Genomic DNA, 14502 nt, shown 5'->3' with positions numbered 1-14502 from the left:
GTCACGAGTGCGCCTCCGCCATCGGGCGCACTGAACGCAGCACCACCAGCACGAACCCGGCCAGCACCAGGCACCCGGCCACGCCGATCCAGGCCACCCAGTGCAGCCCGCTGACGAAGGACTCCTTGGCCGTGGCCAGCAGCGCGGCGCCGAGCGCACCGCCCAGCTCGCCGCTGAGCCGCACGGCCGCGGCCAGGGTGTCCCCGGCGATGGCCAGCTGCTCGCCGGTCAGCCCGGCCGGGGGCGAGCCGAAGAGTCCGGCGCGGTAGACCACCGCGCCCAGGCTGCCCAGGATGGCGATACCGGCCGCGCCGCCGAACTCGTTGGCGGTCTCGGACAAGGCGGCCGCCGCTCCTGCCCGCTCGGGCGGGGCGGTGGCCAGCACCAGGTTGGTGGCGATGGCCGCGACCGCGCCGATGCCCGCGCCCATCACCACCTGGGAGGCCAGCACCCACAGCACCCCGCTGGCCGCGCTGACCTGGGCGAAGAGCAGGAAGCCCACGGAGCCGACGGTCAGTCCGGCGGCGACCAGGTAGGCCGGGCGGACGGTGCCGGCGATCGCGGTGGCCAGGCTGACCCCGGCCAGCATCCCGGCCATGCCGGGCAGCGACCACAGCGCGGACTCGAACGGGCTGTAGCCCAGGATCAGTTGCAGGTACTGGGAGACGAACAGGCCGGTACCGCCGAGCACCAGGTAGGTGATGGTGCAGGCGATGATCGAGCCGCTGAACCTGGCGTGCCGGAACAGCCGCACGTCGATCATCGGGTCGGTGGCGCGCAGCTGCCGCCGCACGAACAGCCAGCCGACCGCCAGCCCGGCCACGATCGCCCCGGCGTGCGCCCAGGCCAGGCCGTCCACGGCGATCTTCTTGATGCCGTAGATCACCGGCAGGATGGCCGCCAGCGACAGCAGCGCGCCGAGCAGGTCGAACCGGCCTGCCTCCGGGTTGCGCGCCTCCGGCAGCAGCACCGGGCCGAGCACCAGCAGCACCAGCATCACCGGCACGTTGAGCAGGAACACCGAGCCCCACCAGAAGTGCTCCAGCATCAGCCCGCCGATCACCGGGCCGACCATGGTGCCGCCGGCGAAGCCCATGGTCCACACGCTGACCGCGATCTGGCGTTCCCTGGCGTCGGTGAACATGGTGCGGATCAGCGAGAGCGTGGACGGCGCCAGCGTCGCCCCGGCCACGCCGAGCAACGCCCGCGCGGCGATCAGCAGCTCGGTGCTCGGCGCGTAGGCGGCCAGCACCGAGGCCGCGCCGAACAACGCCGCGCCGCCCAGCAGCACCCGCCGCCTGCCGAAGCGGTCGCCGAGCGTGCCCATGGTGATCAGTAGTCCGGCCAGCACGAAGCCGTAGAGGTCCAGGATCCACAGGAGCTGGCCGCTGCTCGGGCGGAGCTCGGCGCTGAGCGCGGGCACCGCGTAGAAGAGCACCGACAGGTCCATGGACACCAGGATCGTGGGCAGGGCCAGTACCGCGAGGCCAAGCCAGCGCATGGGAGCTCCCCCAGGTTTACGTTGTAAACGTCGTGGACGCTTACAACGTATACTTCGAACCGCGATCGAGGCAACTGAGTGGAGAAGCATGCGCGAGACGGCGACCCGGCGACCCGGCCTGAGTCAGGAGCTGATCGTGTCCACCGCGATCGAGCTGGCCGATGAGGGTGGCCTGGACGCGGTGACCATGCGCGGGGTCGGCCAGCGCCTTGGCGCCTCCGGCATGGCGCTGTACCGGCACGTGGCCAACCGGGAGAAGCTGGTCGAGCTGATGATCGACCGGGTGGCGGGGGAGTACGCCTACCCGGAGCCGCGCCCTGAGCACTGGCGGGAGTCGCTGGCCGCGGTGGCCCGGCAGGACTGGCGGTCCTTCTTCGCGCACCCGTGGATGCTGGCCGCGACCGCCACCGCCCGGCCGCCGCTGGGTCCCAACCTGATGGCGAACATGGAGTGGGCGCTGGCCAGCTTCGACGGCCTCGGCCTGTCCGCGCGGGAGCGGCTGTACCTGCTCGGCGTGGTCACCAGTCACGGCCACGGGCTGGCCATGGTGTGGCTGGGCGGGGACGCGGTGCCCGACCCCAAGGCCACCACCGGCTGGTGGCGGGAGCGGGTCAGCGCGGTCGAGGGCTGCCCCCGGCTGCTCGCGATCACCGAGGAACTGGGCGAGGAGGTCTACGTGCACGAGGAGTTCGAGTTCGGCCTCGAACGTCTGCTCGACGGCCTCACGCTGTACCTGGACCGCCGGGGTCAGTGAGCCGGGCGCACCGCCGCTGACCTGGCGTGTTCCAGCGCCAGCTGCAAGGCGCCGTGCGCGGGAGCGGTCGCGCCGAGGGTGCCGTGACTGAGCCGGACCGGCGCGGGGGAGCGCTGGGCCACCGCCGCGCGCACCGGTTCGAGCAGCGCGGGATGGGTGCCCACCGGGCCGCCCAGCAGCACCAGGCCCGGGTCGACCACCGCGGTCACCGAGGCCACCGCGCGGGCGATCGCGGCGCTGAGCGTGCTGATCGCCTTGCGCCGGGCCGCGTTGTCCTTGCCGGACAACAACTCCAGCACCGCGTGCACGTCACCGCGGCCGAACCCGGCGGCCGCCAGCTCGGCGGCCAAGGTGCCCTCACCCGTGCCCGGCAGGTAGCCGATCTCCCCGGCCAGCCCGTGCGCGCCGCGGATCAGCTTGTCTGCCAAGCACAATCCGACACCCAGGCCCGCGCCGACGTAGACGTAGGCGAAGCTCTCCGCGCCGACCGCGCCGCCGCAGCGGTGTTCGGCCAGCGCGGCCAGGTTCACGTCGTTGTCCACCAGCACCGGCGCGCCGGTCACCTCGGCCAGCACCTCCGCCGGGCTGACCAGGCCCTCCGGGAACGGCGAACCGGGCAGTGCGACCACCTCGCGCGAGCCGGGCGCGACCGGGTTGGCCACCGAAACCCCCACCGCCCGCAGCGGCCCATGCGGTTGCGCCGCCTGCGCCTCCCGGACCACCTCGCGCAGCGCGGCGGCCAAAGCCTTGCTGTCACCCGGTTTCCCCGGCGGCCGCAGGTGCTCCCGCCGGATGTCGCCGGCCAGATCCGCTGACTGGGCGCGGACCCCGGACTGGTCCAGCACCACCGCGAGCACCCAGCCCGCGGCCACGCCCAGCTCGTAGAAGGTGCCGACCCGGCCGCGCCGCCCGGTCTCGGCCAGCCCGGTGGCGTCCAGCAAGCCGGAGTCGACCAGGCGGCGCACCGACTCCGACACCGTCGGCTTGGAGATCCCGGTGACCGCGGCCAGCTCCGCCCTGGTCACCCGGCCGCGGGTGATCACCTCGGCGAGCAGTCGCGCGTCGGTGCCCGTGCGGAGCACCGACTGCGGGAGGGCTCTTGCGCTGTCTCGGGTCACCGGCCTAGCCTGCCACCAGCATCTAGTTAGGTGAGGTTACCAAATGGCATCCAGCACCGCACCCGTTGACTTCCCGGCCGCCATCCGCGCGGCCAAGACCGAGCTGCGCACCCGCATCGGCGACGTCCGCGGCGCGTTCGCGCAGGTCGAAGCCCGGATGCGGGAGGAGGTCGCGGCCGTGGTCGCGCAGCGGGAACGCGGCGAGCAGGTCTGGCCGGTGCTGGAGTTCGCCGAGCTGGACCGGGTCACCGAAGCTCAGCGCGCGGCGATCCGCCGCCGCGGCTGCGCGGTCATCCGCGGCACCTTCCCGCGCGAGCGCGCCGAAGCCTGGGACGCCGAACTGGTGGACTACCTGGCGCGCAACGACTTCGAGGGCAGCTACCGCTACCTGGACGACGGCGTCTTCGGCGGTCTGGCCGCGGGCAAGCCGTCGATCTTCCCGATCTACTGGTCCGGCCCGCAACTGGCGGCGCGTTCAGATCCGAACATGGCCGCGGTGCGCACCTTCCTCAACGGCTTCTGGCGGCACGAGTCCGAGGGCCGGGTCTGGTTCGACCCGGCCCGCGACACCGCCTACCCCGACCGGGTCCGCCGCCGCGCGCCCGGCGCCAGCTCCGCCGGCCTGTCCCCGCACACCGACTCCGGCTCGGTGGAACGCTGGCTGCTTCCCGCCTACCAGCAGGTGTTCCGGCACGTCTTCAGCGCCGACCCGCTGCGCTACGACCCGTGGGACGGCGCCTACCGGACCGAGGTGCACGAGTACCCCTCCACCGTGATGTGCTCGGCCTTCCGCACCTTCCAGGGCTGGACCGCGCTCTCCGACATGGCCCCGACCGAGGGCGTGCTGCACGTGGTCCCGATCCCCTCGGCCATGGCCTACCTGCTGCTGCGCGCCCTGCAGGACGACGTGCCCGAGGACGACCTGTGCGGCGCGGCCAACGGCCAGGCCCTGCCGATCAGCGAACGCTGGCACAGCCTGCTGCTGCCCGCGCTGACCCCGATCCCGGCGGTCGAACCGGGCGACACGGTGTGGTGGCACGGCGACCTGATCCACTCCGTCGGCCCGGTGACCGGCCAGCGGGGCTGGGCCAACGTCATGTACATCCCGGCCGGCCCGCACTGCCCGAAGAACGCCGAGTACGCCGCCCGCTGTGGCCAGGCCTTCCTGACCGGGGCCAGCCCGGCCGACTTCGCCGCCGAGGACTACGAGACCACCTGGACCGGCCGACCGGGGCTGGCGGAGCTGAACCCGTTGGGGCGCAAGCAACTCGGTCTCGGCCAGGGTGTGTCCGCCGGGTCACGCCCGCGAGAGCCGCGCCGGTTTGGCCGCTGACGGCACGGCCGGAACACCCGAATACGCCCGGTATGAGGGCGTCCCGGCCGCGCCGTCAGCGACCAAACCGATCACGACTCTCGCGGGCGTGACCCGGCGGACACACCCTAGCCGCGCAGCACGGCCAGCTCCCGCTCGATGTCCTCGGCCAGCAGGTGGTGGTTGATCGCGATCGCGGTCACCGACCCGGCCGCGGCGGCCTGGATCGCCTGCGCGCTCTCGCTCACCACGTTCCCGGCCGCCCACACCCCTGGCACGCTGGTCCGGCCCGCGCCGTCCACCGTGACCCAGCCGTTGTCGCCGACCCGGCAGCCCAGCTTGGTGAGCAGCTCGTCCCGGGGCAGGAACCGCGGTCCGACGAACACCGCGCGGCGCGGTTCCACCCGGCCGTCGGCCAGCTCCACCGCGCTGACCCGGTCCTCCTCGGTCCGCACCCCGGCCACCTCGCCCTCGACCACCCGGATTCCCCTGGCGGACAGGCGTTCCCGCTCCGACTCGGTCAGCACGATCCGGTGCGGGAAGAAGACCACGTCGGCCGAGAACTGCCGGAGCAGCACGGCCTGGTGCAGGGTGAACGGCCGGTTGTTCCCGCCCAGCACGGCGATCGGGGAGTCCCTGACCTCGTGACCGTGGCAGTACGGGCAGTGCAGCACATCCCGTCCCCAGCGCTCGCGCAGGCCGCCGATCTCCGGCAGCTCATCGCGCAAACCGGTGGCCACCACCACGTTCCGGCTGCTCAAGTCCTCTGTGGACAGTCGGACGAGGAATCCGTCCCCGGCAGGCTCGATCGCCTGCACCCGCTCGGCGCGCAGTTCGCCGCCGTAGCGGGTGACCTCGGCCCGGCCGGTGGCCAGCAGCTCGGCGGGCGGGGTGCCGTCCTGGCCCAGGAAGCCGTGCAGATGCGCCGAGGGCGCGTTGCGCGGCTCGCCCGCGTCCAGCGCCAGCGCCCGGCGACGGGCCCTGGCCAGCATCATCGCCGCGGTCAATCCCGCCGTGCCGCCGCCGACCACCACTACGTCGAAGTCCATGACAAAGCTCCCCCACAGCGGCGCGCGCCACTGTCAGCTGTGTGTGAACTGCTCCCTCGGCCGGTCGAACGCCAGGCCCGGGTCTCGCCCCAGAACGGGTCGCCGGGGCACGCTATCACCACACCGGGTCGAGTTCGAGCAGTTTCAACGTGCGCTGCCACAGCTCCTGCCCGAACGCGGGATCGTGCGGCTGAGGGCCCTTGGGCGGCTGGCGGCGCATCAGGTGGAAGTAGGCGCCGTTGACCGACTCCGCCGCCGCGGTGGCCAGGTGCACCAGCGGCGCGGCCCCTTGGTCCGGGCTGACCGCCAATCGCCTGCCCAGCGGGGAGTTGATCATCACCTTGCCGAACAGCCCGAACACCCCGTCGTCGCGGAAGAACTCGCTGGCGACCAGCCCGGGGTGGAAGGAGGAGGCGGTGAGCCCGCTGCCCGCGGCCCGCCGGGCCAGTTCCTGGGTGAAGAGCACATTGCCGAGCTTGGAGCAGGCGTAGGCGCGGGTGCTGCGGTAGCGGCCGCGCGCGGAGTTGAGGTCATCGAGGTCCAGCCGCGCCCAGGAGTGCGCCGCGCTGGCGGTGGAGATCACCCGCGCGCCGCCCAGCGCCGGCGCGAGCAGGTGGGTGAGCAGGAACGGGGCGAGGTAGTTGGTCTGGAAGGTCAGCTCGTGGCCGTCCGCGCTGAGGGTGCGCCTGGTGACCTGGCGGCCCGCGTTGTTGGCCAGCACGTCGATCACCGGATAGCGCGCCAGCAGTTCCCCGGCCAGCCGCCGGACCTCGTCCAGCCTGCTGAAGTCGGCCACGAACGGTTGCCCGCCAACCTCTTCCGCCACCGCCGCGGTCTTCTCCGGCGACCGCCCGACCACCGCGACGGTGGCCCCGAGCCTGCTGAGCTGCCGCGCCCCGGCCGCCCCGACCCCGGCGCTGGCTCCGGTGATTACCACGATCCGCCCGTCAAGATCAACCATGTTGAAACGCCTTCCCCCAAGGAATGTGACCGCTCGATACTGCCACTCCGCGCTGGTTGGTGGGCACTGTGGTTTCAGTGAAGAGTGAATTAAGTAGGGTGGAACAGCACAAGCGACAAACCGCCGAGAGAGGGCTGTCGGGCTGACCCGCCCGATCGGCAGAAAAGACTGGGGCGTATGGGAATGGCCGAGATCATCGCACGGCAACCGCTGCGGCTGGCCGGAGTCGCGCTGGCGCTGTCGGCAGCCGCCTGCACCGGCCCGCCACCACGTCCGCCCGCTCCGGCCCCCGCGGTCGCGGCCATCGACCAGCCCGGCAAGTCCCCGGTGCCGCGCCCGGACGCCCTGGAAGACGTCCCCGACGCCACCCCGCAGCGCTCACCCCGCCTGGAAGAGGAACTGCGCCGGGCCCTGCCAGCCAGCCTGCGCGTGGTCCGGACGAACTCCGCGGTCGAGCCCGCCCTGTCCGCCCGCCACTACGAGATCGGCGCCCTGGTCACCGACGGCACCGGCTACGGCACCATCCTGGTCACCTTCGTCAGCCCGCCGATCACCTCAGGCGAACCCGGCTGCCTCAAACCCGACCGCGCTCACTGTCGCATCCTGCCGCGCCCCAACGGCGACACCGTGTCCATGGTCGACCGCAGCGGGAATACCGAACGGCGGGCCATCACGGCCGAGCGGTACCGGGCCGATCAGAAGCTCGCGCTGACCGTGCGCTCGCTGGACGGGGCCGATGAGCGGCCGTCGCGGTTCTGGCGCGGCGGGCCGAGACTGGCGCGGGTGCCACTGGACGCGGACCAGGTGACGGCGCTCAGCGACCACCCGGGGTTCACGCCTGACTGAGGCCGGGCTCCGGCGGCGGGATGGGCGGCGTGGGCAGGGGATGCCCCGGATCCGGGTCCGGGGTCGGAAGTGGTTGGGGCGTACCGGGTTCCGGCTTTGACGGCACGGGATCGGGGGTCGGCTGGGGCGGCACGGGGTCCGGCACCGGGATGGGCGGGACCGGCTGCGGTTCGGGCTGCAACGGCGGCGGTGGCGGAGGCGTCGGCTGGGTCATCTCCTGGGAATACCCCGTGTCGACCGTTCCCACCACTCGCGGCGGCCCCTACTGACCAATGCTTGCGGCGGGGAACCCTGACCCGCGGACAACCGCCACTTGGTGGAACGCTCCGGGAGTGCGTTTTTCTGGGTTGGTGGTGGTAGCGGAGCCGAGGCACAATGCGGTATCCCTATGGCTGTGGGATGACCAAGGGGTGAGCGGGATGGGGGCACAGCCGCCAGAATCCGGCGAGAGCGATGAAGCCGGTGCCCCTCCGTCTGCCACGCACAACGATCTCTCTGGGTATTTGCACGGCAATTCGGTGCAGGCCAACCAGATCAGCCACCTGAGCTTTCTAGGGGTGCCCGGTCCGCGTCATCACGTACCCAGGCAACTGCCGGCCGCGCCGAGCCGGCTGGTGCACCGGGATGCTGAGCTGGCCGGACTTGACCGGCTGGCTGAGGAACACTGGAACCAGGGCCGCTCGATGGTGGCGGTGCTGAGCGGGCTGAGCGGAGTGGGAAAGACCGCGATCGCGGTGCAGTGGGCGCACCGCAACCACACACGGTTCGGTGGCGGACAGCTGTATGCGGATCTCAACGAGTATCGGCATCGAGGCGTGGTCGACCTGAACGAGGTGGCGGCCGGTTTTCTGCGCGCGCTCGGCCGGAACGGGGAGCTGCCGAGCCGGTTCACCGAACGCATCGGCCTGTTCCGCACGATGACCGCGGAGTCCAATGTCCTGGTGTTGCTGGACAATGCGGATCAGGCCGCGCAGGTCCGGCAGTTCGTGCCGGGATCGCCTGCGGGGGCGGTGCTGGTGACCAGCCGGATCATGCTCAATGGTCTGCGGCCGGACGGTGTCGAGCTCATCCCCGTGCGGCCGCTGGATCAGGAGCGCGGGGTGGAGCTGTTGCGGGAGCTGACCAACGCGGGTGGCCCTGGGCACGACCAGGCGTCGCTGGAGCGGCTGGCCGGATTCTGCGGCGGATTGCCATTGGCCTTGCTGGTGGTTGGCGCGCTGCTGACCGGGCGGCGGCACTGGTCGCCGGTCCAACTGCTGGACTACTTCGGCGACGATGGGCTCCGGCTGTCTCGGCTGTCCCAGGCCGACCGCGATTCCTTCGACCAGCTGTTCGAGACCGCCGCGGGGCAGTTGTCCACCGAGAGCCGCGTGGTCTACCACTGTGTTGGCGCCCATCCTGGCCCGGACTTCGGACAGCAGGTACTTGCCGCGGCCACCGGGCTGCCGGTAGCCGCCGTGGACGAGGCGCTGGAGCAACTGGGTGAAGCGCATCTGGTCGAGCGGTTGACCGAGGACCGGTACCGCATGCACGAACTGGTCAAGCTGCACGCCAGTCAGTCCGCGCGCCGCTCGGCAGGGCACGCCGTGGTGCTTCGCGGGATCGTGGACTGGTACCGGCACGGGGCCGCGGCCGCGGACCGGGCGGTGCTGGGCGAGCACCGTTGGCGTCTGGCACCGCGGCACGACGCCGCACCGGTGTTCGCCTTTGCCCCGGACACCGGCATGCGCTGGTTCGAGCTGGAGCGGCGCAACCTGCTGGCCGCGGTCCGGTGTGCGGCGGATCAGGGCTGGCACGAGGCCGTGTGGCAGCTGTGTGAGGCGTTGTGGCCCTCGTACCACACCCGCAAGCACTTCGCGGACTCGATCGAGGCGCACCAGCTGGGGGTGGTCGCGGCCGAGCGGTGTGGCCACCAGGTGGCCGAGATCCGGATGCGCAACCAGCTGGCCAGGGCGCGGATGGAGCTGGGCGCCTTCGCCGCGGCGGAACAGGACCTGGAGGAGGCGCACAGCAAGGCCGCGGCCGGCGGCGATGAGCGCGCGATCGCGGCGGTGGTGGAGTCCTACGGGGTGCTGCGCCGCTCGCAGGGGCGGGTGGCGGAGAGCGCGGGGCACTTCCGGCAGGCATTGGCGCTGAACGAGCGGTTGGCCGACGAACGCGGGATCGCCATGCAGAGCTACCAGCTCGGCGGCGTCCAGGCCCAGCTCGGCGAGGCCACCGCGGCGATCGGCTCGATCCGCCGGGCCTTGGCGATCTTCGTCCAGCTTGGCGAGGAGTTCTCCGCCGGACGAGCCCGGCTGGCGCTCGGCGATGCCTACGCCGCGCTGGGCCAGGACCGCGAGGCGTGTGTGGAGCTGGCGGTCGCGGCGCGGATCATGCGCATCCGGCGGCAACCGGAGCGGGAGGTGCGGGCGTTGCGGGGACTGGTGGCGGCGCTGGAGCGGATGGGCGGAGGGGACCTGCTGGCCAACTCACGCGCGCGCCTGCGCGAGCTGACCGGCGGCCTCGATCTCGGGGGCGGGTAGCGACTGCCTGTCCTGCTCCACGCGGACCTCCACCTCGGGATGACCGGTCAGCCGCGCGGTGAACTTCTCGCCAGGGCGCGGTAGCTCGTCGCTGGTGACCAGGTGGTAAGCCATCACCGCTGCGACGAGCATCGAGGTCGCCTCGGGTGCGCACCGCGTTGGCCGGATGGTGCGCTGCCGCGATTCGTGGAAGGTGAGCTCACAGCGGTCACCGGTGGTGGTGGCGACCAGTTCGGCTTTGGTGTTCTCCAGCGTGTGCCGCACCCACTGGTCAACGTCCTCCGCGGGCAGTGAACCTGTCTGGATGATGATCGTGGCGTTGTCGCGCAGCTGGTCGTCGATCTCCTCGTCGAGCACCACGAGACGGTGGTCAGCGTGGCTGTTGCCGCAGCGGAAGTGTTCCAGGATCGCGGGGAACCGTTCCACCAGGACCGTGTTGCAGTCATGCCTGCGCGCGTGCACGTGGAAGGCGGTGATCGTGTTGCCGCGCAAGGGTTGTGGCGCGGTGAAGGCGGAGGTGCGGGGTGGTTGCGCGGGTGCGGGCAGTTGGAGCAGGCGGTAGAACAGTTGGCGGAGCAGCGTCATGGACTTGCCCTCATGACCCAGCGCCCGCGCGGTGATCTCGGTGAGCGCAGCCAGTGGCGAGGCTTCGTCGATCTGCGAACGCAGGGGCTCCGACATCTGGAGCCGAGGCGCCCTGCGCATCAGCTGCCTGGTGACCGAGCTTGCAGTGAGGTCCTCGAACCCGCGGCTGACAGTGAGGAACGGGCAGCCGAGGGCGGCGGTGTAGAAGGCCACGGAGCCGTGGTCGCCGACACCGATGTCGGCGGCGACGACCGCGGCCTGCCAGCTGTCCTCCGGCCGGATCAGCAGCAGGCCGCTGTCCAATGCGTCGCGGAACCAGGTGAGCACGGTGGTGACCCCGTGGAAGTCCCAGATGTTGGGGTGCAGGACGAGCGCGACCCGGTACTCATCCAACGGGAGCTGGGCCAGTAGTTGTTCCGCCACATCTTGCTGTCGTCCGAGCAGGGAGTTCCGGCCCCAGGTGGAGCTGACCAGGATCAGGCGTTGGTCAGGACGAACGCCCAGTGCGCGGCGGTAGGCGGCCCGCCGGGTGGTGCTGGCGCGGATCCGGTCCCAAGTGGGGTCACCGATGACCTCGGCTCGGTCGGCGGCGGCGGGCAGGCACCGCCGGAGGTGGCGGTACTGGCGTTCGTGGGACAGGCCGATCGCCGCGGGGAAGACCCCGTCCTCGGTGCTCAGCTCACGCCGGGACAGGCCGACCGGAGCGTTCAATTCCTTGGTGCGCCGGGGGAGCCTGCGGTTGTAGCCGACCCCGTGCGGTACCACCACCAGTCGGCCCTTCAGCGCGGCGAGCGAGGGGTTCACGTGTGCGGCCAGCACGAGGTCGAACTTCAGTCCGACCACCTCGTCCCAGTTGTGCAGGGTGATGTTGAAGCGGTCGAGCTGTTGGCGTAGCCCCGCGGTGAAAGCGGAACCCACGTCGAGGGTGAACCGGAAGGTGAGCCGCTTGTCGGATGCCAGTGCCGGAATGACGTCGAGCAGCCGGACCAGCGAGGTCAGATTGCGCACCACGATCAGCACCGCGCGAGGCGTGTCGACCGTCGACCATAGTTCGGCTTCGCCGGACAGCACTCGACCTCCGCGATGAACGGCGGCTGCCGTTTCCCCAGCTAGAGCGATTTTACCCGGCGAGCTTACACAGCCATCTGGCGACGTGCCGACGGGCACGGGAGATCCACTTCGCTGCCCTGGATAGTGCCTTTGGGGGCGGCCATTTCCCGGCTCGATCCGGTGGCGGCCGGTAACATGGGCCGGTCTGGGAAACCATTGCGATCGGGGGGCCGTTCGATGGATCCGATCACGCTCGCCGTCGGTGGGGGACTGCTGCTGGTCGGCTACGTCGCGGGCCTGCTGACCCGGCGCAAGCGCCAGCCGAAGCCGCTCACCGCCGACTGCGGTTGCGGCCACTCCCTGGCCATGCACGATCAGGAGAACGGCAGCTGTCACGCCGAGGTGCAGCGGAAGGACTCCTACGGCAAGGACGGCACCTACGTCGGCACCACCTACGCGCAGTGCCCGTGCCGGCAGTACGTGGGGCCGCGGCCGATCGAGGAGTTCCTGGCGCCGAAGTACCTGCCACCCGCCTAGCGAACCGCGCGGAGCAGGCGGGCCACGTTGATGCGGGTCGGGTTGAGGCCCTTTTCGATCTTTTCCAGCATGAGCTCGGCGTTGAGCCTGCCGTAGGCGAGCAGGTCGATGTTGGCCAGGCTGAACTCCGGCCAGGTGTGGATGCTCAGGTGGGACTGGGACAGCACCAGCACCGCGGTCACCGCGCCGTTGGGGAAGACGTGCCCGGTCTCGCCGAGGATGGTCGCGTTGCCCGCGGTCGCCGCTGAGCGCAGCAGTTCCACCAGCGCGGTCTCGTCCACCAGGATCGCCGGATCGCGCACCCACACGTCCACCGCGTAGGAGCACAGCTCGTCGACCTGGACCTCTTCCTGTTCGGCCATGGCGCCCAGGCTAGGGCGGATCGGGCCGGGGCGCAGCGAGAACACTGGCGCGTCAGGGTGACCCGGCCAGGTGGTAGGCCGCGACCACCAACTCCTGGAGGTGCAGTGCCTCCGCGGCCGGGACCACCGCGCCGGGGCCGCCGCCGACCGCGTCGTAGAAGGCGGTCATGGCCGCGAGCTCGGGGCGGTGGGTGGCCTGGCGGACCGTGCCGTCGGCCAGGCGGAGCTCGCCGCGCCGGAAGTCCAGCAGGTGCTTGCCCTCGGTGGTGTGCGCGATGATCGCCATGGTGACGGTGCGCGCGGACCGGTCCACCCGCAGCGCCGCGGGCACGCCGGCGAAGGACAGGGTCAGCTCCGCGCGTTCCTCCACCGGGCCGCCTGCCACCGAGCAGGTGCGCAGCTCCGGCTCGCCGAAGACGGTGCGCAGCACGTCCAGGGCGTGGGTGCCCAGGTCCAGCAACGCGCCGCCGCCGGCCAGCCGGGGATCGCGGTACCACGGGGTGAAGGCGCGCCACAGGCGGTCGCCGGGGGTGCTCATGCCGAACTCGATGCCGGTGACCTCGCTGCCGCGCACCGCCTCGGCGAACGGGGGCAGCAGCTCGTGGAAGCGGTAGGGCAGGTTGACGCCGAAGAGCGGGTCGCCGGTGGCGTGCGCGGCGAACAGCCTGGCCTGCTCGATGTCGGCGGCCAGTGGTTTTTCCGACAGCACCGCGATGCCCGCGCTGAGGGCGGTCAGGGCGGGGGCGACGTGGTCGTTGTTGGGAGTGCAGACCACCAGCACATCCGGGTTGGTGCGGTCCAGGATCTCGTGCACGGAGCCGCCGACGTGCACGCCGGGCTCGTTGGCGAACAGTTGCGCGGTGCGGGCCGGGTTGCGGTCGCAGGCCCCGACCAGTTCCAGGTCCGGCCGGGCGTCGATGAAGGGCAGGTGGTAGCGCTGGCACACCCGGCCGCAGCCGATGATCGCGACCCTGGTCATGGCGCGGCCTGCGGGGTGGGGGCGAGCTCGGCGGCGAGCTGGTCCAGGCCGATGTCGCCGCGCAGGAAGTCGCCGACCCGCTCCAGTCGTGGCCTGCCGTGCCGTTGTGCCACCAGGGCCCAGAACCGCCGCAGGTCCGCGCCGGTGTGGTGGCGGGCCTGCGGCAAGTGGTACGCGGCCGGATCCAGCAGCCGGAACTCCGCGCCGGCCGCGGCCAGTCGCAGACCGAGCTCGAGGTCCTCGCCGCCCCACAACGCGCCGAAGCCCTCGTCGAAACCACCGGCGCGCTCGAACAGCGCCCTGGACATGCTGGTGCCGGTGCCGACACAGGCCAGCCAGCGCAGCTCCTGGTAGGCCGGGACGCCGGTGACCGCGCGGGCCACGCCCTCGATGAAGGAGCAGCGCGGGCCGAGCGTGCGGGCCAGGCGGGGAAGCGTGGGCAGGTCGGCGGGGGCGAGGGTGCGGCCGCGGGCGCCGGTGAGAGTGCGGCTGAAGCGGAGGGGATCGGCGGTGAACAGGAAGGCGGTGAGGTCGCTGACCCGGCTGTGCGCGACGGTGTGGGTGAAGGGCAATGGGGGCGGCGCGGTGTGCGCGGCCAGGTGTGCGCGCAGCAGGTCCGGGTCGGCCAGGGTGTCGTCGTCCAGGAACAGCAGCAGGTCGCCGAGGGCGAGGCCGGCTCCGGCGTTGCGGGCCGCGGCCACACCCCGGCCGCCGGAGCGGGCCAGCCGCAGCGGCAGGCCGGTGGGCAGCGCGGCCAGCACGGTCTCCACCGCGCCGGGCCGGGGCGCGTCATCGACCAGCAGCACCTCGAAGGAGTCCCGGTCCAGGGTCTGCGCCAGCAGCGCGGACAGGGTCAGGTGCAGGCGGGTGGTGCGGTCCCTGGTCGGGATCACGACGCTGATCATGGGGCGAACAGGTCCATG

General features: G+C 71.9%; 13 protein-coding genes. 5 read left to right on the top strand and 8 right to left on the bottom strand.

Annotated elements, in window-relative coordinates:
* Nucleotide 1: 1 nt before the first annotated feature.
* Nucleotides 2-1501, bottom strand: a complete 1500-nt coding sequence (locus M8C13_RS01680) for an MFS transporter (RefSeq protein ID WP_252478610.1) — start codon at nucleotides 1499-1501, stop codon at nucleotides 2-4.
* 88 nt (nucleotides 1502-1589) lie between these two features.
* On the opposite strand from M8C13_RS01680, the gene M8C13_RS01675 reads away from it, so the two are divergent.
* Nucleotides 1590-2255, top strand: a complete 666-nt coding sequence (locus M8C13_RS01675) for a TetR/AcrR family transcriptional regulator (protein WP_252478609.1) — start codon at nucleotides 1590-1592, stop codon at nucleotides 2253-2255.
* On the opposite strand, the gene M8C13_RS01670 is transcribed toward M8C13_RS01675, so the two are convergent.
* Nucleotides 2249-3373 carry an ROK family transcriptional regulator gene (locus M8C13_RS01670; protein WP_252478608.1) on the bottom strand — a complete coding sequence of 375 codons (1125 nt, stop codon included), beginning with the start codon at nucleotides 3371-3373 and terminating at the stop codon, nucleotides 2249-2251. The genes M8C13_RS01675 and M8C13_RS01670 overlap by 7 nt on opposite strands.
* 43 nt (nucleotides 3374-3416) lie before the next feature.
* On the opposite strand from M8C13_RS01670, the gene M8C13_RS01665 reads away from it, so the two are divergent.
* The gene (locus tag M8C13_RS01665; protein ID WP_252478607.1) at nucleotides 3417-4706 is read left to right on the top strand and encodes a YbiU family protein; all 1290 of its coding nucleotides are present in this window, start codon (nucleotides 3417-3419) and stop codon (nucleotides 4704-4706) included.
* 107 nt (nucleotides 4707-4813) lie between these two features.
* Here the strand turns inward: M8C13_RS01665 and M8C13_RS01660 are convergent, their stop codons facing one another.
* Nucleotides 4814-5734: an NAD(P)/FAD-dependent oxidoreductase gene (locus M8C13_RS01660; RefSeq protein ID WP_252478606.1), complete on the bottom strand. Its 921-nt coding sequence runs from the start codon at nucleotides 5732-5734 to the stop codon at nucleotides 4814-4816.
* Nucleotides 5735-5849: 115 nt separating this feature from the next.
* On the bottom strand, nucleotides 5850-6695 hold the full coding sequence (locus tag M8C13_RS01655) for an SDR family NAD(P)-dependent oxidoreductase (protein WP_252478605.1): 846 nt from the start codon (nucleotides 6693-6695) through the stop codon (nucleotides 5850-5852).
* A gap of 177 nt (nucleotides 6696-6872) precedes the next feature.
* Between M8C13_RS01655 and M8C13_RS01650 the strand changes: the two genes are divergently transcribed.
* On the top strand, nucleotides 6873-7541 hold the full coding sequence (locus M8C13_RS01650) for a hypothetical protein (RefSeq protein ID WP_252478604.1): 669 nt from the start codon (nucleotides 6873-6875) through the stop codon (nucleotides 7539-7541).
* A 614-nt stretch (nucleotides 7542-8155) separates the two neighbouring features.
* A complete protein-coding gene (locus M8C13_RS01645; RefSeq protein ID WP_252478603.1) occupies nucleotides 8156-10066 on the top strand; it encodes a tetratricopeptide repeat protein in 1911 nt (636 codons plus the stop codon).
* Here the strand turns inward: M8C13_RS01645 and M8C13_RS01640 are convergent.
* Nucleotides 10013-11722, bottom strand: a complete 1710-nt coding sequence (locus M8C13_RS01640; RefSeq protein ID WP_252478602.1) for a hypothetical protein — start codon at nucleotides 11720-11722, stop codon at nucleotides 10013-10015. The genes M8C13_RS01645 and M8C13_RS01640 overlap by 54 nt on opposite strands.
* A gap of 216 nt (nucleotides 11723-11938) precedes the next feature.
* Between M8C13_RS01640 and M8C13_RS01635 the strand changes: the two genes are divergently transcribed.
* Entirely contained in the window at nucleotides 11939-12238 is a 300-nt protein-coding gene (locus M8C13_RS01635) for a hypothetical protein (protein ID WP_252478601.1), read from the top strand.
* Here the strand turns inward: M8C13_RS01635 and M8C13_RS01630 are convergent.
* The 3 genes from M8C13_RS01630 to M8C13_RS01620 are packed head-to-tail and all read right to left on the bottom strand — an operon-like array spanning nucleotide 12235 to nucleotide 14484.
* Complete coding sequence (locus M8C13_RS01630) at nucleotides 12235-12600, bottom strand: S-adenosylmethionine decarboxylase family protein (RefSeq protein WP_252478600.1); 366 nt, start codon at nucleotides 12598-12600, stop codon at nucleotides 12235-12237. The genes M8C13_RS01635 and M8C13_RS01630 overlap by 4 nt on opposite strands.
* 52 nt (nucleotides 12601-12652) lie before the next feature.
* A complete protein-coding gene (locus M8C13_RS01625; RefSeq protein ID WP_252478599.1) occupies nucleotides 12653-13579 on the bottom strand; it encodes a Gfo/Idh/MocA family protein in 927 nt (308 codons plus the stop codon).
* Nucleotides 13576-14484: a glycosyltransferase family 2 protein gene (locus M8C13_RS01620; protein ID WP_252478598.1), complete on the bottom strand. Its 909-nt coding sequence runs from the start codon at nucleotides 14482-14484 to the stop codon at nucleotides 13576-13578. Before M8C13_RS01620 ends, M8C13_RS01625 begins: the two co-directional genes overlap by 4 nt.
* Nucleotides 14485-14502 lie beyond the last annotated feature (18 nt).

It is taken from the genome of Crossiella sp. SN42, assembly GCF_023897065.1.
Classification (GTDB): domain Bacteria; phylum Actinomycetota; class Actinomycetes; order Mycobacteriales; family Pseudonocardiaceae; genus Crossiella.
The sequence above is the reverse complement of the archived record's forward strand: the minus strand, read 5'-3'. Positions and strand labels throughout refer to the sequence as shown.

Excerpts from the sequence above, each read along its gene's own strand:
- M8C13_RS01650 (WP_252478604.1), top strand. The coding sequence starts at position 6,873 with ATGGGAATGGCCGAGATCATCGCACGGCAACCGCTGCGGCTGGCCGGA.
- M8C13_RS01655 (WP_252478605.1), bottom strand. The coding sequence starts at position 6,695 with ATGGTTGATCTTGACGGGCGGATCGTGGTAATCACCGGAGCCAGCGCC.
- M8C13_RS01630 (WP_252478600.1), bottom strand. The coding sequence starts at position 12,600 with ATGGCCGAACAGGAAGAGGTCCAGGTCGACGAGCTGTGCTCCTACGCG.
- M8C13_RS01620 (WP_252478598.1), bottom strand. The coding sequence starts at position 14,484 with ATGATCAGCGTCGTGATCCCGACCAGGGACCGCACCACCCGCCTGCAC.
- M8C13_RS01675 (WP_252478609.1), top strand. The coding sequence starts at position 1,590 with ATGCGCGAGACGGCGACCCGGCGACCCGGCCTGAGTCAGGAGCTGATC.
- M8C13_RS01660 (WP_252478606.1), bottom strand. The coding sequence starts at position 5,734 with ATGGACTTCGACGTAGTGGTGGTCGGCGGCGGCACGGCGGGATTGACC.
- M8C13_RS01665 (WP_252478607.1), top strand. The coding sequence starts at position 3,417 with ATGGCATCCAGCACCGCACCCGTTGACTTCCCGGCCGCCATCCGCGCG.
- M8C13_RS01625 (WP_252478599.1), bottom strand. The coding sequence starts at position 13,579 with ATGACCAGGGTCGCGATCATCGGCTGCGGCCGGGTGTGCCAGCGCTAC.
- M8C13_RS01635 (WP_252478601.1), top strand. The coding sequence starts at position 11,939 with ATGGATCCGATCACGCTCGCCGTCGGTGGGGGACTGCTGCTGGTCGGC.
- M8C13_RS01680 (WP_252478610.1), bottom strand. The coding sequence starts at position 1,501 with ATGCGCTGGCTTGGCCTCGCGGTACTGGCCCTGCCCACGATCCTGGTG.